Annotated in this window: 11 protein-coding genes; 4 read left to right on the plus strand and 7 right to left on the minus strand. The window is 58.5% G+C overall.

Annotated elements, in window-relative coordinates; translation table 11 throughout:
- Nucleotides 1–20: 20 nt before the first annotated feature.
- Together M0G74_RS02910 and M0G74_RS02915 are read right to left on the minus strand one after the other, a co-directional pair.
- Nucleotides 21–3,329, minus strand: a complete 3,309-nt coding sequence (locus M0G74_RS02910) for a two-component regulator propeller domain-containing protein (RefSeq protein WP_248214220.1) — start codon at nt 3,327–3,329, stop codon at nt 21–23.
- Between the two features lie 266 nt (nt 3,330–3,595).
- A complete protein-coding gene (locus tag M0G74_RS02915; protein WP_248214233.1) occupies nt 3,596–4,723 on the minus strand; it encodes a PepSY-associated TM helix domain-containing protein in 1,128 nt (375 codons plus the stop codon).
- A 344-nt stretch (nt 4,724–5,067) separates the two neighbouring features.
- On the opposite strand from M0G74_RS02915, the gene M0G74_RS02920 reads away from it, so the two are divergent.
- On the plus strand, nt 5,068–6,807 hold the full coding sequence (locus M0G74_RS02920; RefSeq protein ID WP_248214237.1) for a M1 family metallopeptidase: 1,740 nt from the start codon (nt 5,068–5,070) through the stop codon (nt 6,805–6,807).
- 137 nt (nt 6,808–6,944) lie between these two features.
- On the opposite strand, the gene M0G74_RS02925 is transcribed toward M0G74_RS02920, so the two are convergent.
- Together M0G74_RS02925 and M0G74_RS02930 are read right to left on the minus strand one after the other, a co-directional pair.
- On the minus strand, nt 6,945–9,050 hold the full coding sequence (locus M0G74_RS02925; protein WP_248214241.1) for a TonB-dependent siderophore receptor: 2,106 nt from the start codon (nt 9,048–9,050) through the stop codon (nt 6,945–6,947).
- A 176-nt stretch (nt 9,051–9,226) separates the two neighbouring features.
- Nucleotides 9,227–11,347, minus strand: a complete 2,121-nt coding sequence (locus M0G74_RS02930; protein ID WP_248214244.1) for a TonB-dependent siderophore receptor — start codon at nt 11,345–11,347, stop codon at nt 9,227–9,229.
- A 221-nt stretch (nt 11,348–11,568) separates the two neighbouring features.
- Here M0G74_RS02930 and M0G74_RS02935 point away from each other — a divergent pair, with 221 nt between their 5' ends.
- Genes M0G74_RS02935 through M0G74_RS02945 form a run of 3 tightly spaced genes read left to right on the plus strand, consistent with a single transcriptional unit; the run spans nt 11,569 to nt 16,514 of the window.
- Complete coding sequence (locus M0G74_RS02935) at nt 11,569–13,239, plus strand: ethylbenzene dehydrogenase-related protein (protein ID WP_248214247.1); 1,671 nt, start codon at nt 11,569–11,571, stop codon at nt 13,237–13,239.
- A complete protein-coding gene (locus M0G74_RS02940; RefSeq protein WP_248214248.1) occupies nt 13,236–13,925 on the plus strand; it encodes a DUF1566 domain-containing protein in 690 nt (229 codons plus the stop codon). Before M0G74_RS02935 ends, M0G74_RS02940 begins: the two co-directional genes overlap by 4 nt.
- A gap of 48 nt (nt 13,926–13,973) precedes the next feature.
- Nucleotides 13,974–16,514: a DNRLRE domain-containing protein gene (locus M0G74_RS02945; protein WP_248214251.1), complete on the plus strand. Its 2,541-nt coding sequence runs from the start codon at nt 13,974–13,976 to the stop codon at nt 16,512–16,514.
- A gap of 87 nt (nt 16,515–16,601) precedes the next feature.
- Here the strand turns inward: M0G74_RS02945 and M0G74_RS02950 are convergent, their stop codons facing one another.
- The 3 genes from M0G74_RS02950 to M0G74_RS02960 all read right to left on the minus strand — a co-directional run bounded on the left by M0G74_RS02950 (nt 16,602) and on the right by M0G74_RS02960 (nt 20,850).
- Complete coding sequence (locus M0G74_RS02950) at nt 16,602–18,809, minus strand: S9 family peptidase (RefSeq protein WP_248214254.1); 2,208 nt, start codon at nt 18,807–18,809, stop codon at nt 16,602–16,604.
- A gap of 129 nt (nt 18,810–18,938) precedes the next feature.
- Entirely contained in the window at nt 18,939–20,396 is a 1,458-nt protein-coding gene (locus M0G74_RS02955) for a sodium:solute symporter family protein (protein WP_248214257.1), read from the minus strand.
- Nucleotides 20,397–20,460: 64 nt separating this feature from the next.
- Nucleotides 20,461–20,850: a RidA family protein gene (locus M0G74_RS02960; RefSeq protein ID WP_248214262.1), complete on the minus strand. Its 390-nt coding sequence runs from the start codon at nt 20,848–20,850 to the stop codon at nt 20,461–20,463.
- Between the last annotated feature and the right edge of the window lie 293 nt (nt 20,851–21,143).

Consider the following 21,143-nt stretch of genomic DNA (forward strand, 5'->3'; position numbering starts at 1 on the left):
AATGATTCCGGAACATTTTCTCAAGCAAAATCCGGGACAGTATGGTCAGCCGCGCTCTCGCTTGTTTGCCCGTGCAGGGGAATAACCGCACTGATGCGGCTACCTCTTCCGGGCTCTGCGTCAAAATGCAATTCCCCACCGGCACTGCGCGCCCGCTCCAGCATACCCAGTAATCCCAGATGCTCGCCGCGTAATACCCGCTGCCACACCTGGTTTGGATCAAAACCGCAGCCGTCGTCTTCGACGCAAAGCGACAACTTGGCGCTGTCGCCATGGAGGTTGACCAGAATGCGCCGACATCCCGCGTGGCGCAGTGCATTATTGACCGCCTCCTGGGTCAGGCGAAAAATGGTGGTGCGTAATTCTTCCGGCACATTGCCTACCTCACCGTCCGCGCACAAAACAATATCGACCTGGGTGCGGTCGGAGACCGAGTCCAGGTGCACTTTCAGGGCTTCCACCAGCCCCACCTCGTCCAGCAACAGTGGTCGCAGGGTGAGGGAAATATTGCGCACCTGCGCAATCATCTTGTCCAGCATCGATACCGAATCGCCAACGCGCACGTTGCGCTCCTCTGCGTTCGCGGCGCGCCCGACCCGCTGCAGGGACAGTTTGGCGGCTGTGAGGGTTTGCCCCAGTTCATCGTGCAGTTCGCGGGCAATCTGTTGCCGCTGTTCTTCCTTGGCGGACTGCAGCCGCGCGGTGAGATTGCGCAGGCCGGTGTGGGCCTGTGCCAGTTCGCGGCCGCTGACTTCCGCTTTTTCCAGCGCGCGTTCGCGCTCGCGACGGAGACTTTCCAGTGTGCGATTGCGCCGACGCAGGCCGCGCAAACGGAAGTGGTGCAAGGAAAATCCACACAGCAAAATGATCGCGCCCGCAACAGCACGGAACCAGCCTGTCATCCAGAACGGTGGCACCACATTGAGCAACAGTGCGGGGGATTCGCTCCAACTGCCAAACACATCGCGGCCGCGCACCTTGAGAAGATGCTCCCCCGGCGACAACTCAAGTAGGGTCAGCTCGCGCCTGGGGCCGAGAGACTGCCAGGCTTCCGTGGGTCGCAAGCGGTACTGGTACTGATGGGGTGCACTGGCAAAATCGAGGACCGCAAAAGACACCGACAGCATTTCGCCCCAACCAATGTCGATACGCTCCAGGGCCGTAGCCGGGCGGGTATGGATGCCTCGGTCACCAGCCGTGTCGCCGCCAGAGTCACCACCACCACCGCTGCCTGCACGGCGCGAGACGTCAACCATGCGTACCGGACTGGCCTGGCGCAGCACCATTTCCGTCCCCGCCGGTATGATCACCAGGCCGCCAATACCACCGAAGTAGAGATGGTGTTCATCGCGGGCAACCGCACGTGCATTAAAGTGAGTTACCGGTAAGCCGGTTTCCGCTACATGATGCACCAGCAGTCCATCCTGCGGCCGCAATCGCGACAGGCCCTGGCGCGAACTTATCCACAGTGAACCGTCATCGTCCTCGACGATCCCCATGATACTGGCGCCGAGCAATCCATCTTCCGCGGTCCAGCGCCGCTGCAATTGCAGCCGGCCTGCGGTATCCAATTGCAGCTGGTGCAGGCCGCCACCATCGGTGCCCGCCCAGATATCGCCCGCGCGATCGCGATAGAGCACGGTGACATTGTGATGGCCCAACCCCTGCTCGCGACCAAATGGCTGGCACTGCCAGGCGGCCATGGTGCAAAGGTTCAGGCCACTGGAGCGTGTGCCCACCAGCAACCGGTTTTCCTGCAATTGCAGCAGTGTGGTGATGTAGTTGCCACTCAGGGAGTGCCCCTGCCCCGGCGTATGCGCGTAGCGCTGAAAGCGGTCGCTGCCGGCGGGCAGGCGAAACAGGCCACTGCCACCAACGCCCACCCAGAGGTCGCCGCCCTCCGTTTCCAACAAGCTGGTCACATACCCCGTGCCCAATCCTTCGGGGGAATCCCCGCTGATCAGGCGGTGGCTATCATCCTGCTCGATCACCCAAAGCCCGTGGTTACTGCCCGCCAGTAACTGGCCGTCGCGGCGCTGGAGAATCGTGAGTATGCCGTCTTTGAAAATCTCGTCGTCCGCTTGCCCGGGGCCTGTCCCCGCACGCTGCCCGGACAGCAGCGGTTGCAAGCCACCACCAAAGGAGCCCATCCAGGGCAGCTGCCCGCGACTGGCGACCACTGCGGTCACATTGTGATGGCGCAACTGCCCCGGCTCTGTTCCTGCGCGCATCCAGCCGTAGCCTTCCCGGCGCAAACGCGCCATATACACACCGCTCCCCCAGGTGCCCACGAACAGACGCCCACCACTGAATTGCAGCGACAGTTGCGGCAGTGCCGGCAACTGCGACTCCTCTCCCAGGGGCTTGGGGTTTGCCGCCGCAACCGCCCCCGTGACAGGGTCATAGACCAGTACGCCGCGCGCCATGGTGCCAATCCACAGGCGCCCGTCGGGGCCCCACTCCAGCGTCGGGATCACCGGTGGCACATCACCGCCCAAATCGATCACCCGCGCTTCGCCACGCTGGATATCCAGCGCCACCAGCCCCCCGTGGGTACCTGCAAACAGCAGGTCGCGACCGTAGCGCGCCAAGGCAAATACGCTGTTCAGTTCGCCCTCGGCCGCGGTTAACCGGGAAAGATCAAAGTGGTCAAAGCCACTGGCGCCGTCACGCCAGCGATTGACGCCACCGCCAATGGTGGCGACCCAGATCGCATCCCCTGCGGGCTCCGCCAGCACATCGTAGACATAGTTGTGCGACAGGGAGCGCGGCTGTGCCGGGTCGTGCAGGAAGCGCGTTACCTGCCCGGTATCCGGGTTTACCCGGTTCAGACCAATTTGACTGCCCGCCCACAGCTGCCCATCGGCATCTTCTGCCATGCCGTAAATACTTTCGTGGGAGAGTGAGTCGGGGTTGGCGGACTGGTGGCGAAAGTGGGTGAAGCGATCCTCAGCGGGCTGGTAGCGGGTAAGCCCGCTGGTGTTACTGGCAATCCAGATATTGCCGGCGCGATCTTCATACAACGCGCGGAGGTCGTTGTCCGGCAGTCCTCCGTCCCCGACCTTGAGGGCAGTGGCCTGATAGCCGTCGAAACGGTACAAGCCCTCCCGCGAGGCGGCCCACAGCAGGCCATTGCGATCGACCAATACCGAGGTGGCCACCTTGACGTCCAGCCCGCGGGTCGCCCCCACCGGGGAAAACTCCAGCGGCAAGGAACTCGGTGGAAAGGAATTGAGTGCCTGGGAATTCAGAGACAGGGAGTCCGCCGGTTCCGCTTGAACCGCGGGCACCCCCATCAGGATGAAACAGGCCAGGCATACCCAGCGCATCGCAGCTCCGTATTATTGTTTTGCTGGCCACAGATCGGTCCGGCATCCAGATCGGGCGCCGGTTATCCACTTATTCTAAGCAGAGGCGCCCTCCATACAGTGGACGACCGTCACAGTTTGCCGGGACATTTTCTGGTCATTTTGGGTCGCTGCCAGTCACTTTATGGGGCACGTTGCGGAAGTGCCAGGCACAAAGTTGCGGAAACGCAGGCACAAAAAAGCCGGGACTCGCCCGGCTCAAAAGAATGCATTGGTTGTCACGGTGCTCAGGCAGCAGCCCCTGCCAGTGCCGCCGCTTTCGCGCGTTTCTTCTCGCGTGCATTGCGGCGTTTCTCGCGGCGCTGGTACCAGATGTAAACACCGGTAATGGACAGCAGCAGCGGCGACAGGCCGATGACACACCACAGGATCTTGCTCACAAGACCGGCAAAGTTGCCAAAATGCAGGCGGCGGTAGCTGTCCACAATCACCGCGCCTGCGGAGGCATCGCGGATATCGTAACTGAGCATATGCTCGCCGCTCTGGGCGTTGTAGGTCACGTTGCTGGCGTACTCACTGATCAGCGGGTTACCGCTGTGTACATCGCCCCAGAAGGTGAAGTTGGCACCCGGCTCCCAGGGGAAGGAAACGTAGGTGGTCTCGAAGTTCTGGATACGAATGCCGGCATCGTCCATCAGCCCCTGCAGGGAGAGGTCGTCGTTGTACAGACGCTCGGCCATTTTGTAGTGCTCGTGGCCGTCCGCGTGTTCTTCCATTTCGTGGGCAAAGTGGGTGATGTTCCACCAGGCTCCGGTAAAGCCGAGGATCAGCAGGATGGGTGCACCGATAATGCCGGTCATTTTATGCAGGTCGGAGAAGTACACGATCATGCGCGCGTTCCAGCGCAGGGTGAAAAAGTTCTTCCAGAATTTGCGGTACAGAATAAAACCGGTGATACCAAGCCCACACAGCAGAATGGAGAAGATACTGGTTACCAGCATGCCCCAGTCGCCCATCAGCAGGGTGTAGTGCAGGTCCAGCAGCCAGTTGGTGAGGTCAGCGGTCAAACCGGTGGGACCGCGCAGGGGCTCGCCGGTGTACTGGTCCATCAGGGCAAAGGTCCACTCGTCGGTGCCGTACTTCATGGTGTAGACCACGTCTGCACGGTCCTTGTCCTGAAACAGCGCCCAGCCGGTGACTTCGTAATCCGGGAAGTTGCGGTGCATCGACGCTTCCAGCGCGTCCAGGCTCAGGCGCTCGCGCCCTGCAGAATCTACCCGTACCACGTCTGCCGCCAGCAGGGTGTCGATCTCGTGCTTGAACACCAGGATGCTGCCAGTAATACAGATGACCAGCAGTGGGACAAAGGCGGCCAGCGCCATCCAGCTGTGCAGTTTGAACAGGGTTTTATTCATGATTCTTTGGTAATGAGAAACGGTAGTGAGAAACGCGCTTTTCGACCGATAGCGGAAAGACCGCCACGGCATAGACACTGCATCCGCCCTCCGCTCCGAACCAGGGAAAACAGGGGAGAACCAGAGACAACTGGGACGAGAGTCTAGTCACCCCGCACAGTAAATGCAACGAATTCTCATTTAGATTTTATTAATCAGCGTCATACAAAATGTATATGGACACTGACGATGCATGACTTCGGGTCGCCCTCCACAAGTGTCAACTTGCCCCCCCTCCATGGATTGGCCGTGTAAATCTGTGCCATCATCCCCGGATAACTCATAATCAACCTTCTGGAATTCCGATGCGCTTTTTGACGTTTGCCCAGGCAATAAAGAGCCCGTTGTGGCGCTTGCTCCCACTGCTGAGCCTGGCCGCCTGCCAACAACTCCCCCCGCCACTGGATCCGCTGATTGGCGACACCGGGCAACCCCTGTCCGAAATAGCGCAGCGGGCCGATGTCAAAACCTACGACCTGAGCCTGGAAATATTTCCCGATAAAAAAGCCATCAAAGGATCAGGACGCACGGAATTCCTGCTGCTGGAAGACAGCGCCCAGGTGGAACTGAAACTGGATAGCCGCTTCGATATCGAACAGATTCGGGTAAACGATCAGGCCGCGCAGTTCCAGAGACAGGGCGGTATTCTGACCATTGAACTGGGCAAAACCTTCCACCCGGGCGAGCGGGTGACGGTCGATGTGTACTATTCCGGCAAGCCGCATATTGCCCTGAATGCCCCCTGGACCGGTGGCACCGTCTGGAAACAGACAGATAACGGGCAGCCGTGGATTGCCACTGCGGTACAGGGGGAAGGCTGCGATTTATTCTGGCCATGCAAGGACCACTTTACCGACAAGGCCGACAGCATGCGCATTCGCCTTACGGTACCCAAGGGATTGAGTGCGGTGACCAACGGTGTGCTGCAGGGGATCACCCCGGTGGGAGAGGACAAAACTCAGTTCGACTGGCTGCTGTCTGTTCCGGCCAGCGACTACAACATTGCCCTGAATATCGGCCCTTACCGCAGAATCCAGCAAACCTATACCAGCATCAACGGCGCCCAGGTGCCGATTGAATTCTGGGCCCTGGACGAAAATGCCGAAAAGGCGCAGCAGCTGATCGACAACGATTTATTGCAACAGATTGAATTCTTCGAACGCCAGTTGGGCCCCTACCCCTGGGGCGACCAGAAGCTGGGCTTTGTGGAAACACCCCACTTGGGCATGGAACACCAGACCATCAATGCCTACGGTAAAAAATACAAACGCGACGACTACGGATTTGACTGGCTGCTGCAACACGAGCTGGCCCATGAATGGTTCGGCAACCTGATTACCCACGAAAAACTCAATGACGCCTGGCTACATGAGGGCTTCGGTTTATACATGCAGCCGGCCTACAGCCTCGACCATTTTGGGAGCGCCGCTTACAACCACAGCATGTATAAATCCTATTTGGGATTGATGAACTGCAAACCCATTGTGCTGGAGGGAGACATCACCTCGGAACAGGCATTCAACTCCGATATTTATGGCAAAGGGGGCTGGACCCTGCACACCCTGCGCTGGCTGATCGGCGACAAACTGTTCTGGCAGGCAACCCGGGAATTGCTGTACGGCACCGACAACACCACCTCCCTGACCTACCCCATTACGCCGCGTTACCGCAATACGCAGGATTTTATCGGTATCGTCAACAAACTGACGGGCGAAGATTACCAGTGGCTGTTTGATATGTACCTGAAACAGGCCGAGTTGCCAGAGCTGGTCCAGCAAACGCAAAGGCAAGAACAGGGGCAAGAACAGGGACAAGGCCAGTCCATCACCCTCAGCTGGAAAACCCCGGACGAACTGCCCTTCCCGATGCCCGTGCCGGTATCGGTGAACGGACAACTGCAGGTATACCAGCCGGTCGATGGAACCATCACCATTGCCGCCTCTGCAGACGACCATGTGGTGATTGATCCAGAAATGAAGGTGCTGCGGTATTTGCCCATCATCGGCCTGTGTGACGAAAATACCGAGAAGCGCAAAAAGCGTTAAATCCTGCGCGCAGACGCAACCCCATCTGCGCGACGGCTTTCGGGCCACAACAAAAAAGGCCGGACGAACCTCAGGTTCGCCCGGCCTTTTTTATTTACGCGCAATGTGTTTACGCACTAAAACCTACGTTCAGCGAATCAGAAGCGGTACTCGACAGAAACCTGACCGTGGCGCGGGGCACCGTAGATGGCACCATAGGCCAGGCCCTCGACATACTTCTCATCGAACAGGTTGTTGACGTTGAGGCGCACACTGGCGGCTTCACTCAGCTCGTAAGACGCAAACACGTCCGCACGGAAGAAGGCGTCCTGCTTGGCGTAGCTGCCGACGATATCGGACTGCCAGCGACCGTTGATACCCAGGCGCAGTTGCGGCAGTGCTTCCAATTGAGTGTCGTAGCGCACCAATGCGGTGGTGCGCGGCACCCATTCGTAAATATCGTTGCCGTCCGGGCCGGTCAGGTCGAGACGCGTCAGGCCCAGGGTCAGATTCGCGTTTTCGCTGATCTGGCCAACCGCTTCAAGTTCGAAGCCCTCGGATTTCACATCCATGGGGGCATACCAGTAGGTGCCGCTGTCACTCACACCGCCGAAGGTTGCCAGGCCCTGCTGCTCGGCGCTGAAGACGGCAGCGGTGGTCAGCAGGCGGTTATCAAACCACTCGGCCTTGACCCCGGCTTCCATGTTCACGCCCTTCATCGGGTCCAGGTAAACCTGGTTGATGTCGGTCTGGTCCTGATTCTGGAAAATATCCGAGTAGGAGACGTAACCGAGAATGTTGTCGCTGAAGTCGTAGGTCAGGCCCAGGTAGGGGCTGGTCTCTTCAGTGTCCGGGTAGATGGTCTGGGATACGCCGGAGCCGTAAATGGAACTACCCTCCCGCGCCAGCTTGATGGCATTCACCCCCACAATCGCCTTGAGCTCGTCGGTAATACTCAGGCGCGTCGCGGCGTAGATACGGGTCAACTCCTGCTCGCCGGCAGAGGCCGGTGCCATCCCGCCCCAGTTGGGTTCCGGGTAGGCGTCGCCGCCGTAGGGCAGGGACAGCGGCAGGAACATGTCTTCGCCGGGTACGCTGGCGTTGCCGGAAGCGGTTTCCTTCATGGAGTGGCTCACACCGGCAATCAGGCTGTGCTCACGACCAAACGCATTGAACGCACCGCTGAGATTGGCATCCAGCAGGTCGTTGGTACTCTCGGTGTAGCCCATGTAGGGCCAGCCAATCAGCCCGCTTCCGTCTTCGTAAATGAAATTGCCTGCGGTGTTGTACGCGTACAGCAATGCAGACTTTGTGTCGTTTTCGTGACGGTTGTAGGTGAACTTGGCTTCCCAGTCCCGCGCCAGCTGGTGGGTGTACTCGACAAACGCCGTTGTGGCCTCGGTGTCGTAGTAGGTCCAGTCCGCCGAGGTGGAAGAGGAACGACTGAAGTCCGCCATGCTGCCGTCGGGATAGTACAGGGTCAGGGAGCCCCACATGGGGGAATCCTGCTTGTCGTTGCGCACAGTGACACCGGCGGTCAGAACGCCATTGGTACCGATCTGGCCATCGATCACACCATACACAGAGGTTTTCTCGTCGTGCAGGTCGCGGATGTGGGAATCCTTGTCCTCATAGGCCACCACCACACGGCTGGCCCAGCTGCCATCTTCGGTCAGCACCTGGTTGTAATCACCGGCCACACGCTTGTAGCCATAGGAACCGCCGCGCAGATCAAGCATGCCACCGGATTCGTTGGTGGGGCGTTTGCGCACGTAGTTGATGGTACCGGAGGCATTGCCGACACCGGTCAGCAGGCCGTTGGCACCGCGGATCAGCTCGATCTTTTCAAACAGGAAGGTATCCAGCTGGCCTACTACGGTGCCGAAATCATTGGTCATGCCGAGACCATCGACCTGGGTCAGCTGGATCTCGAAACCGCGGGAGTTGAAGGTGGCACGGTTGGTTTCATACTGGTCGACGTTGACACCGGTGCTCAGCTCTAGTGCATCGTTGGCGCCAGTGATGCCGAAGTTCTGCATCGTCTGCTGGTCGACGATGCTGATCGACTGCGGGGTGTCCTTGATGGCCAGGGCGAGGCCGGTAGCACCGCGGCTGACACGCTTTTCACGTATGCCGACAACGGCGACTTCTTCAATGGCGGTTGCCGCGGCTTCGCTCTCCGCTTCCGCAGCGATGGCGGAATTGGCCGCGAGCAGTGCGGTTGCCAGTAGTGCGCGGGTAAACATTGGTTGCTTGGATTGCATCTTCATCGATCCCCAGAGGTGGCCCCATATATTTGGGACGGGAGTCTAAAGACAGGTGCATGCAAATGCAACAGATTATCATTTAGGTTATACGGAAAGGGCGCCGCACTGAAACAGTCCGGCGCCCTTCTGAATAGCTATTTCACGCAAGCTATTTCTCTGATGCCACTGATCAATCAGTAACGCCAGTTCACCGACGCGCTGAAGCTGCGCGGAGCGGCGTAGAAGCCCTGATCCCAATACAGGCTGCTGATGTACTTCTCATCGGTAAGGTTTTCACCATTGAGGGAGAAGCTCAGCTGCTCGGTTACCTTGTAGTTGGCAAACAATTGCAGAGTGGCGTAGGCCTCCTGCTCAATGACGTGACCAGCAGCGTGCATCCGCGAAATATCATCCTGCCAGTTAAGACCACCACCGACTTTCAACGCGTCCAGCATGGGCGGACGGTAGCTCGCATACAAACGCACCGTCTGGGCCGGGATAAAGTCGCGGTCGAGACCATTGTCCGCAGTATTATCGATATTCACCTTGGCGTAGCTGAATTCCATATTGAGGCCATCGGCGAGCTGGCCGCTGACAGTCAGATCAAAGCCGTCGCTGTCGTAATCGCGGCCTTCGTAGTAGTCGATCAGGATCTGGTCGTTGTCCGGGTCTGGCACCTGCCCGGCAAATTCCGCCACATTGTTCTGCTGGGTCTGGTAGTAGGCCAGGGTTGCCATCAGCTTGCCTTCCAGGAACTGTGCCTTAACACCTACTTCGTCGTTCACCCCTTCGGTGGGGTCGATGAAGGTCAGGTCCCGGGCGACATCGTCCTGGGCAGCGAAAGTTTCAGCGTGGCTGGCGTACAGGGAGTAGTTGTCGTTAATCCGATACACCACACCCGCGTATGGAAGCACCTTGCCATCGACCTCGGTGAGCTTGCTGGTGCCATAACCGGTACCTTCGGCTTCCCAGTTCACCATGCGCGCGCCGCCCACCAGGCTCAGGGCGTCGATCACACGAAAGCGCGTAGCGGCAAATACGGCGCTCTGTGCTTCATTGAAGTCACTACCCGTCAGGCCGTCGGTAAATACCGGCTTGACCGGAGTCTGGCCATTCCACTGGGTGAAATCACCGATCCAGGGGAAGCCATTGGTGTAATCGTACAGGGACACTTCTTCAGTGGCGCCCTCGGACCAGTTATATCCGAACAGTAAATCGTGCTCGCGCCCAAGCAGGTTGTAGGTGCCGGAAACACGCAGGTCAAACACATCCCGTTTGGCATCCAGGGTATAACCACTGGCGTAGCCGATCAGGCCTTCGTCGGTACCGCGATCTGGCAGGCTGTACATGTACAGCAGTTCGCTGTCGCCTTCGACATCTGCAGTGCTGTAGTAGCCTTTAACTTCCCAGCCATTGGCCAGTTGGTGCTTCAGCTCGGCGAAAACTTCCTGCTCGATATTGTCCCAGTAGGCCCACTCGGCAGAGGTCGAGGCAGACACATCGTAATCGGTGGCGGAGCCATCGGAGTACACCAGTGGCAGGGCTCCCCACAGCGGGCTGTCTGCCAGGCTCGCCTGATAGCTGGCACCCAGGGTCAGCAGGGTGGATGCACCCAGGTCTTTTTCCAGCACACCGTAGGCCACGGATTTGTCCATAGCGTAGAAGTCCAGGTGAGACTCCTTGTCTTCCTTGGTCAGCACCAGACGGCCGCGCAAGCCATCGCTGAGGGTGCCGGCGATGTCGCTCTCAAGACGCAGACTGCTCCAGGAGCCGACGATAGCGCTGAACGACATTTGCAGGTCATCGGTAGGACGCTTGCGCACCATGTTGACCGTGGCAGAAGGGTTGCCCGCGCCGCTCATCAGGCCGTTGGCACCGCGCACTACTTCGATACGTTCGTAGATCGAGGTGTCGGTCTCACCGCTGCGGTTGCCGTAGGTTGACGGCAGGCCGACGCCGTCAACCTGGAAGTTGGTCACGTCAAAGCCGCGGGAGGAGTAGTAAGTGCGATCCGTCTCCACACTCTCGACCTGAATGCCGGGCACTGCCAGCAGCGCGTCGTTCAGGTTGTACAGGTTGAAATCGTCGAGCTGGGTACTGCCAATCGCGGAGACGGACTGAGGGGTGTCCATGATCGACAGACCGAGGCCGGTAGCGGTGTCCATATCCTCGACCAGGTAAGAATCCACCTGCTCGCCGACTACCTCGACATTCTCGAGCTTGTCAGACTTCCCTTCCGCGGCGATGGCGGCATTGGCCGCGGTGAGAGCGACCGCCAGCACAGAGCTGGCAAACAGGTGTTGCGTGGATGGCATGTTCGAGTCCCCAGAATTACCCCTTGAATTTGGGGCGCGAGTCTAGGGACAGAACCATGCGAATGCAACCAATTATCATTTAGATTAATGGAGATTAGGAGTAGGCGCGGATAATTTGACCGTAATGTGCACCCGTTCGTCCCACCGGTCGTCCATGTCATCAAACTGCCACCGCGCCAACTTAACCTCGCACGCTTTTACACCATGATTCGGGGGAACCGGTGGCCGCCAACCGCAAAAGCCTGCGCTGGATACTGCTGCACACCTGCGCCGCAGCTGCGCTGCTGTGCAGCCTGTTGACCGGACTGCGTATCGCCAGCCTCACCCGCCCGCAGGTAAGCCTGTTTGAAGAACTGTTGCCCCAGGGCGGGGTCATCCAATGGCACTTCGTCAGCGCCGTGGTGTTTTCACTGGTAGTGATTGCTTACATCGCCTATCGCGTATTTCCCAGTAATGCCCACCGGACTGCCGGCACAAATTCCACCGACAGTAAAAAGGCCCGTGGCCTACACTGGCCCGGCTGGCACCGGGCAATCATTCGCGCCGGTTACCCGCTGCTGGGTTTGTCACTGCTCAGTGGTTGGCTGCTCTTTTACGGTTGGGGAAATTGGGGAATCGGGCTGAACCCGCGGGACTGGCACTTCCTCGCGGCCCTCGGCGCCCTGCTCTATCTACTGCTCCACGCCGGACTGTATCTGGCGCGCTGGGGGCGACAGTCCCTGGCACTGGTCGCCATCCCCAGGCCCGGCCATCGCTCCCGGCACCGGCAATGGATCGGCGGCGCATTGCTCGGGATTGCTGTACTGGTCTTCACCGCCACCTGGCTTTTAACCAGTCAGCAAAGCCAGTTCCGGCTTGCAGTCACCGCTATACCACTGCTCGACCCGGATCACGCGCCCATAGAGATTGACGGCAACGCGGACGAGCCGCAGTGGCAAATGGCAATGCCCATTACTGTCTACACCGATGGCGGTGCCAACTTTGACGAAGGCGCCACCGAAGTCACCCTGCGGGCACTCAGCAACGGCGAGGAATTTTATCTATCGGCCCGCTGGCGCGACGACAGCCAAAGCCTGGTGCACCTGCCGTTGCTGAAAACAGCACAGGGCTGGGAAGTACAACAACAAGGCTTCCACAATTTTGACGAGACCCGTTTCTACGAAGACAAATTCGCGGTACTGCTTTCTTCCAGCTGCGCCTTTGCGGCCGCGGGTACCGCGCACCTGGGGCGCAAGCCGCTGGCCGAGCGCCCCGCCAACTGGCACGGCAAGGGGTACCACTACAGTAGCGACGGGCAATTGCATGACCTGTGGCACTGGAAAGCGGTGCGCACCAACGACATGTACCTGGCGGATGACAATTTTATCGGCCCGCCAGACAAGGAGCGCCCGGGCGAGCGCCGCTTTACCGCGGGCTACCAGCAGGACGGCAAGGAGTCCGGCGCTTATGTAATGAACTGGCAGTGGTACAAGCCGCAAGTAATCGTCCCAAAACGCCTGCCGGCAGACCCCGCGCAGTTGGCAACACTGCAGGGCATTGATCCTGGGCTGCCAACAAATCGCGCGCGCGACTGGGTCATTCCCTGGTTCGACTACCAGCCCTACTCGCCGGAGCAGGACATACGCTATCCACAGGGCACAGTGATGCCTTCGGTGATGTACAACTCCAACCGCTTCGAGGGCGACCGCGCCGATGTGCGCGCCCGCGGGCAGTGGCGGGATGGTTACTGGAACCTGGAATTTGTGCGCAAGCGGGTTACCGGCTCCGCCCTGGATGTTCCCATTGTCGATGGCACCTGTCTGTGGGTTTCCGCCTTCGACCATGCGCAGGTGGCGCACACCCGCCACACCCGCGCGATCCGCCTGCAGCTTCCTCAGGAGTTGTCCCGATGAACATTTGGCAGCGCTCACTCATCGTATTTTGCGTGCCAACTGTGGGACTGTTGGCCGCAGCATTGCACCAACCGCAATCCCCGCAACCGGCACAACACCACTTCACCAAGATCGATGGCAGCGGCGAGCCACTGCCCCATTGGGCCGGCCCCTGGCCCTGTGTGTGCGACCAGCGCAGCGGGCTGTTGTGGGAAGTGAAAACCGACAGTGAAAATATTCACGATGGCCTGTGGACCTACTCCTGGTACAGGGAACCAGGGGAAAACTCGGGGAAAGAGTCCGCACTGGGCACCCCCAACCGGGGCGACTGTTATTTTGAAGACGAACGCTGTGATACCGCGGATCTGATCCGACGCGCACGCCAGGAGCAGCTGTGTGGCCAACAGGACTGGCGCCTGCCCAGCGCCGATGAAATGCGCACGCTGGTGGACACCGAAGCCAAAGCGGGCCAGCCCACTATCGACACCGCCTTTTTCCCAAAAACCAAACGCGGTGATTACTGGACTTCAAAACAGGAAGTCCCGTTACAGGATGTTTACAAAGCGCTGGACGGGAGTGCCGTTGCCATCAGTTTTGTGGATGGGCAACCGATCACAATTCCACACCGCAATGCGGCCTTTGTGCGCCTGGTTTCGGAATCTTCAACAAGCTGTCACTTATCCCTCGCACACTTCCCCGCGCAGTAACTTCCGAACGTCCACATTTAAAATAATCCTTCGACCAGGGAAAACCCCATGAAAGAGTTTCTGGGAAACAAGCATTTTCGTGTTGCCCGCGAAAATGCGATGCGCGCAATCGCCGGTACCGCCGGCCTGCTGCTGGGCCTTGCGGCAACCGACATCAATGCAGCCACCAAACACCACCGCCTGATTTGGGACAACGACGGCCGCAACAGTGCCGTCATCGGCTTCTCACCCGATGGTAACAGTTCCAATCCTTATGTGAGTTACGGCTACTCCACCGACGAAAGCGCCTGGACCAGTGCCGGCGTGGATGCGAGCCGCACCTTCGACGGCAGTATCAGCAGCCACTTTGTGCGATTGGAAAACCTGCCGGCAGATTCCGAGGTGTTTTACCGTGTATGTGACCAGGACGGTTGCGGCGATCGCTTCTGGTTTAAAACCGCACCCAATGACAACTCGCCCTTCGTGGTGATCGCCGGTGGCGATACCCGCACCGGCCACACCAACCGCCGCCAGGGCAATCAATTGCTGGCAAAAATCCGCCCGCTGGCGGTGATGCACGGCGGCGACTTTACCGATGCCAACAGCGCCTCGCAGATGAGTGCCTTTCTGGACGACTGGGAACTCACCTACTCCAGCGACCAGATCGACGGTTTGGATTACAAGCGTATTTATCCGCTGATTCCCACCCACGGCAACCACGAGGACGACAATTACTCCACCCTGTGCCTGGTATTCGGCGCGGACTTCAATGGCGATGGCAATTGCAATCCCAGTGACACTTACGGTGCGGTACAAATTTCCCCACTGCTGCGGGTTTACACCCTAAACAGCCAGTTCCAGAACAGCGGCTGGTCCTCCTACGCCTCGGCCATGAACAACTGGCTACAGAGCGACCTCGCCAGCTACGGCGGCAGTGCCCAGTGGCGTTTTGCCCAGTACCACAAACCCATGTTCCCGCACTACACCGGCAAGTCTGACAACCTCACACTGCACAGCTGGTGGGCGCAAAATTTCTACGACTACAGCATGAACCTGGTGGTGGAATCCGACACCCACATGACCAAGCTGACCCAGGCGGTTGCGCCCAGTGGCAATGGCTTTGTCACCGCATCAAACGGCGGCACCGTGTATGTGGGCGAAGGCAGCTGGGGGGCACCGGCACGCTCCGCAAACGATCCAAAATCCTGGACCATCGACCTGGCCAGTATCCAGCAGTTCAAGGTCATCCAGGTCAGCCCCAGTGAACTGACCGTGCGCACTGCGCAGTTCGATACATCTGCCAGCACCCTGAGTCGCAGCGACCGCGCGGCAGATGCACTGGCACTGCCGAGCAACGTCAACTGGTGGAGCGCCAACCAGGTGGGCGAAGCCATGACCCTCACCCGCAACGCCAGCAACCGCAGCGTGATCAGCGACGGCAGTTCCTCCAGCGGCTCTTCCAGCAGTTCGGGCGGCTCCTCCAGTGGCTCCAGCGGATCCGGTGGCCAGGGGTACGCCCTTGCGGTGAGCGACGACGTCTTTGTCACCGCCAACCAGACGGGCACCAACTACGACGGCAGTAACGAAGGTCTGCTGGCAGACGGTTCTGACACCACCTACGGGCAGATGATGACCCTGTTGAAATTCGATCTGGACGATGTCGCCAGCTGCAGTAATTTCAGCAACGTCACTCTCGAAGTGAATGTCACCAACTACTCCAACAGCAGTTTCGGCGTATTTGTTGCCGGCAGCGATTGGCAGGAAGCGTCTGCGACCTGGGGCAGCATCGGCGGCACCGGTATCCAGGGCAGCCAGCTGGCCAGTTTTACCCCCGCGACTACCGGCCTGACACAAATTGCGCTCGATAGTAGTGCCGTCGATGCCTGGCTGAATGGCAGCAATACCGGCCTGGTGATCGCGTCCCTGGGTGGCAGCGACGGTGTAGACATGAGCTCCAAGGAAACCGGTGTGGCCCCGGTACTGTATCTGGATGCCGACTGCGGCAGCACCGGGTCTTCCAGCAGCTCTTCCAGCTCCGGCGGCTCTTCCAGTAGCAGCTCGTCAGGCAGCTCTTCTGGCAGTTCGTCCGGTTCGGGCAGCAGCCAGCCATTGGTGCAGGCGGCCTCTGATGATGTGTTTGTGGGTTCGGGTCAAAGCGGCACCAACTTTGATGGCGACAGCGATGGCCTGTTGGCCGATGGCAGCGATCGCCAGTACGGCGAGTTGTACACCCTGATCAAGTTCGATCTCGCCGGTGTCGAAACCTGCAGCAACTTTACCCAGGCCCTGCTTGAGCTGAATGTCACCAACCGCTCGAGTAACACCTTCGGTTTCTATCGGGCAAATAGCGACTGGCAGGAAGATTCGGCCACCTGGAACAGCGTGGGTGGCAGCAGCATCCTCGGTAATCCCCTGGCCACTTTTGTCCCCAACGGTACCGGCACTTTCCAGGTAGACCTGCTGTCTTCGGGTATCGTGGAAACCTGGCTGAGCGGTAGCAACACCGGGTTGGTCATCGCCGCCGAAAGCGGCAGTAACGGTGTGGACATGACCTCCAAGGAAACTGGTCAGGGGCCACTGCTGCGTTTGCAGGGCACCTGCGGGAATTGAAGTAACCGGCATTAAAAAAGGGGCTTCCAGTGGAAGCCCCTTTTTATTTCAACGTATTCCAACTTATTTCAATCTGGCCTGGCGAACTCAGTCCGTCGCTTTCAGCGTACGATCAAAAAAGTCCTTCATCATCTGATGCCAGTGCTTTCCGGTTTCCTTGCCGCGCATACTGTGTTTTTTGCCCGGGTAAGTCATCAACTCGAACTGCTGGCCATTGTCCTGCAACTGCTTCACCAGCTTGGTGGTATTGGTGAACAACACATTGTCATCCGCCATTCCATGATATATCAGCAGAGGGCCTTTCAGGTCCTTGGCATAGGGGAATACCGACGATGCCTCGTAAGCTTTCGGCACCTGGTTCGGGTTGCCCATATAGCGCTCGGTGTAATGGGTGTCGTACAGCTCCCAGCCGGTTACCGGTGCACCGGAGATGCCCGCCTTGAAGTAATCTCCCGCTTTGAACATGGTCATCAGCGTCATATAGCCACCGTAGCTGTGGCCGTAAACACCAATACGCTCCGGATCAACAAACGGCAGGTTGCGCAGGAATTTCACCCCGGTGACCTGGTCATCCACCTCTACACTACCCATTTTCTGGAAAATGGGATCTTCAAACTTTTTACCGCGATTGGCTGAGCCGCGGTTATCCAGGGTAAAGACCACATAACCCTGTTGGGCCATGAACTGGTTGAACGGTCTGTCCCAGCTATTGGTGACCAGCTGCGCGTGCGGGCCGCCGTACAGGAATACCATTACCGGATAGGTTTTCTTCGGATCGAAGCCCGCCGGCTTGTACATGCGGTAATACAGGGTGTGGCCTTCCGGCGCCTTGATCTCACCGAACTCCGGAGTGATCCAGTCACTCATATACGGGTACAGCGGGTGCCCTTTCTCAACCTTGTTTTCCTGCAGCCAGGTAATGCGCTTGCCATCGATACCGTGCAGGCTGACCTGGGTTGGCGTGGTCGGATTGGAGTAGCGATCAATATAACCGGATGCATCATCCGCAAAGGCAATGCTGTGCATACCGGAGCGGCTGGAAATCTTCGCTGCTTCCGCTTTTCCATCGAGGTTGGTCACATACAGGTGACGCTCCAGCGGCGTATCTTTGCGGCCGGTGAAATAAACCTTGCCGGATTTTTCATCCACCGCCTCAACCTGGTCGATCGCCCAGTCGCCCCGGGTAAGCTGTGCCAGCTGCTTGCCGTTGAAATCGTACAGGTACAGGTGTTTGAAACCGCCTTTTTCCGACGCCCAGATAAAGCGGTCGCTGTCTTTCAGGAAACGCAGGTCGTGGAACAGGTTAACCCAGGTATCGCTGGTTTCGGTCAGTGCGGTACGGGTCTTTCCGCTGGGGATATCCACAAAACGCAGTTCCAGTTTCTGCTGGCTGCGGTTCTGCCATTGATAGGACAGCAGGTTATCCCGCGCCCATTTTACCCGTGGAATATAAATGTCCTGGTTTTTGCCGAGGTCCAGCCACTGGGTTTTGCCACTGGCGATGTCCAGTACACCCAGTTTGATTTTGACATTGGGGCGTCCGGCCGCAGGGTAGCGCTGCTGGATCATATCGATGCGGTCCGCATAAATTTCGCTGCGGGTCACTTCATCAACCGGGCTCTCGTCCACCTGCAGGAACGCAATGCGTTTTTCATCCGGCGACCACCAGTAGCCGGTCATACGGTCCATTTCTTCCTGGGCCACAAATTCCGCCATACCGTTCTTGATCGGGCCCTTGCCATCGGTGGTGAGCTGACGCTCTTTACCGGTATTCAGGTCCACCACAAAAATATTCTGGTCGCGGATAAAGGAAACGAAATGGCCTTTGGGGGAAACCCGCACATCGGTCTCGAAGGCTTCGGTTTCGGTCAGGCGCTTGGATTTGGCTTTGGCCACGTCGTAGAAGAACACATCGCCTGCGAGGGGGAACAGCAGGGACTTACCGTCTTTGGACCAGCTGTATTCCATGATACCGCTGCCGAAAATACGCTGGCGCTCGCGGCGAGCCTTCTCTTCGTCGGAAAGTTTTTCTTCACCGCTGTGCAGCTTGTCGGAGTCGACCAGCATACGGGTTTCCCCGTCGTTCACACTGTATTCCCACAGGTCGTAGCGGTTGTAATCTTCTTCTCGTCCCTTGAGGAAGGTGACGCGGCTGCCGTCCGGCGAATACTGCAGCGCCCGCGGGCTGGTACCGCTCAACGCGGGGTCAGAGAACAATCTATCGATAGTGAGCTGTTCAGCAGAAGAATGCCCGGCAAAAGTGCAGGCCAACAGGAAAAACAGTTTCCGTTTCATGCAGTCTCTCGTATTTATAAAATGTATTTATTGAATTTGTATCGGAAACTGCAGTACAGCTCCCCCGAGTCAATCGGGAGATAATAGAGCGAGGGGGTATTCAGTGCCAGAATTTGCGGCGATGCGACCTCAGCCCGCGTCGAACTCCGGGTCTGATTCAACAACCGCGCGCGGTGCACCGGTAACCAGACTCACCAGTACTCCCGCGACCAGCGCGGCGAATACCGCAGGCAATATGGGGTTGCCCCAATATTCATTGGCGGTAACCATCACCAATATCGAAGCCATCGCCCCCGCCAGCAATGAAGCCAGGGCCCCCTGCCAGGTGTACCGGGGCCAGAAACGCCCCAGCATGCCGCAGACGAACAGCCCGGCCATCACGGTGGAAATCATCTTGCCGATGTAGCCGATCAGGTCATCCGACAGCATCGCCAGCCCCAGTGCGGCGCCAATCACCAGTACCAACCCGATACGCGATCGACGGATGGAGTCAGACGCTCCCGTTTCCGGCTGCGCAGGGTTTGGAGCAGGCTTCCGGGCAGGGGGGCGGGAAAAGTCTCGAGAAAAGTCCCGCACCAGGATCGACACCCCGGCAATGGCGTCCGAGCTGGCACTGGACATGGTGGCGGAGAGCCCCGCGAGCAGCACAATCAAACCGATGGTGAGTGGCAGTACCTCGATGGCGAGAAAGGGGAATGCATAGTTGCGGTTATCCAGCTCGGGGCTCAGTACATAGGCGCACATACCGATGATCGCCGGCACCAGGGAAAAACCCAGATACAGGGAGCCGGAAATAAAAAAGGAGCGGCGCACCGAAGCCACGCTGCGCGCGGAATAGATCCGCTGGCGAAAGGAAGGGGTTGCCAGAACCCCCACCGCGATAACGACCGCCAGGGATATGGAGGGCAGAAGACCGATGGAGTCTGCAGCCAGTGGATTGCGGTGCGATGCCGGCTGCGCCGCCAGCATTGCCTCCCAGCCGCCCACCTGGTGCAGTGCAAACCCGGCCATCAGCATAAAACCGGTAAACAGCACCAGTGCCTGCAGGGTATCGGTCCACACTACCGCGTGGTAACCGCCGATCACCACAAAAACGGCGAAGCCCAGGGCCACCAGCAGTTTGGCCAGCTGCAGGTCGATACCCGCAATCCAGGCCAGATACAGGCTGCCACCGAGAATATGTGCACCCAGCCAACCCAGGCAGGCAATAAAGATCAGCAGGGCAACGACTTTTTTGACCAGCGGCTGGTCTCCCACATAGGACGCCAGCTCTTCGCTCATGGTGGAGAAGCGCTGCGCGCGCACCGGCGCAAACAGGATTCCCAGCAGCAGGATACCCACCGCACCGCCAACACCGTAAAGCGCTCCGCCCCAACCGTGGCCATAGCCAAACCCCACCGCGCCCATGGAGGAGCCGGTGCCGACCATGGTGGCCACGGTGGTGCCTACGGTGAGGAAGATGGGCAGACTGCGACCGGCCAGTAAAAAGTCGTCACCACTTTTCTGGTGACGACTGACAAACCAGCCGATGGCAATTAGGAATACGATGTAGAGGCCGAACGCGGCCAGGAAATAGTCTGCATTCATATTGGGAATTTATTCTTGTTGAACGCGTTTTTTTAAGTTTATTTTCTTGTTTCAGACATAGCGTTTATTTTGCCGGATCACGGTAACAAACTATGCCAACTTCCACCTTGCAGTCCACTACCAGATCGCACACGGAACAGATGCGCGCGGGCGGGTTGTCCCCGAAATTTTCTTTGAAGACTTTATTGAAGGATTGAAAGTATCGCGCATCGGTCAAAATAACGGTTACGTGCACCACGTCCTGGACGCCGTAACCCGCCCTGTCCATGATCGCAAAGCAATTGTCGATCGCCAGTTGCGACTGCTCGACGATACCGCCCTCCACCACTTCGCCATCGCGCATTGGGGTCTGGCCCGAGACATAAAGAAAGCCACCGGCTTCCACTGCACTGGAAAATGGCAGGTGTTGGCCCCCGGTACCTGTACCGCCTTCGACGCCGAATCTCTGAATCATGTTACTACCCTGTCGTTGGTTTGGTGGTGCGCTTTGATTTGGATTTGGTGGCGGAAGATCATCGGGCAAGGCTTTTCGAAACCGCTGTGAATACATCCCTGTACGCTGCGTGAGCGACGTCCCTGTCGCTCACGCTTTCGAAAAGCCTTGCCCGACGCTCTTCCTTCCATTCTGGCTTTACCACTTCGTAAGAAAAAATTGCGCCTTCAGGACGACGAATAGACTGTTGAAAAAGTCACTCTCTCTATTCGAAGTCAATCTGCCCGATATTAAGGTGGAGTGCCGGGTAAAGC

This window comes from Microbulbifer sp. CAU 1566, from assembly GCF_023156515.1.
Lineage (GTDB): Bacteria > Pseudomonadota > Gammaproteobacteria > Pseudomonadales > Cellvibrionaceae > Microbulbifer.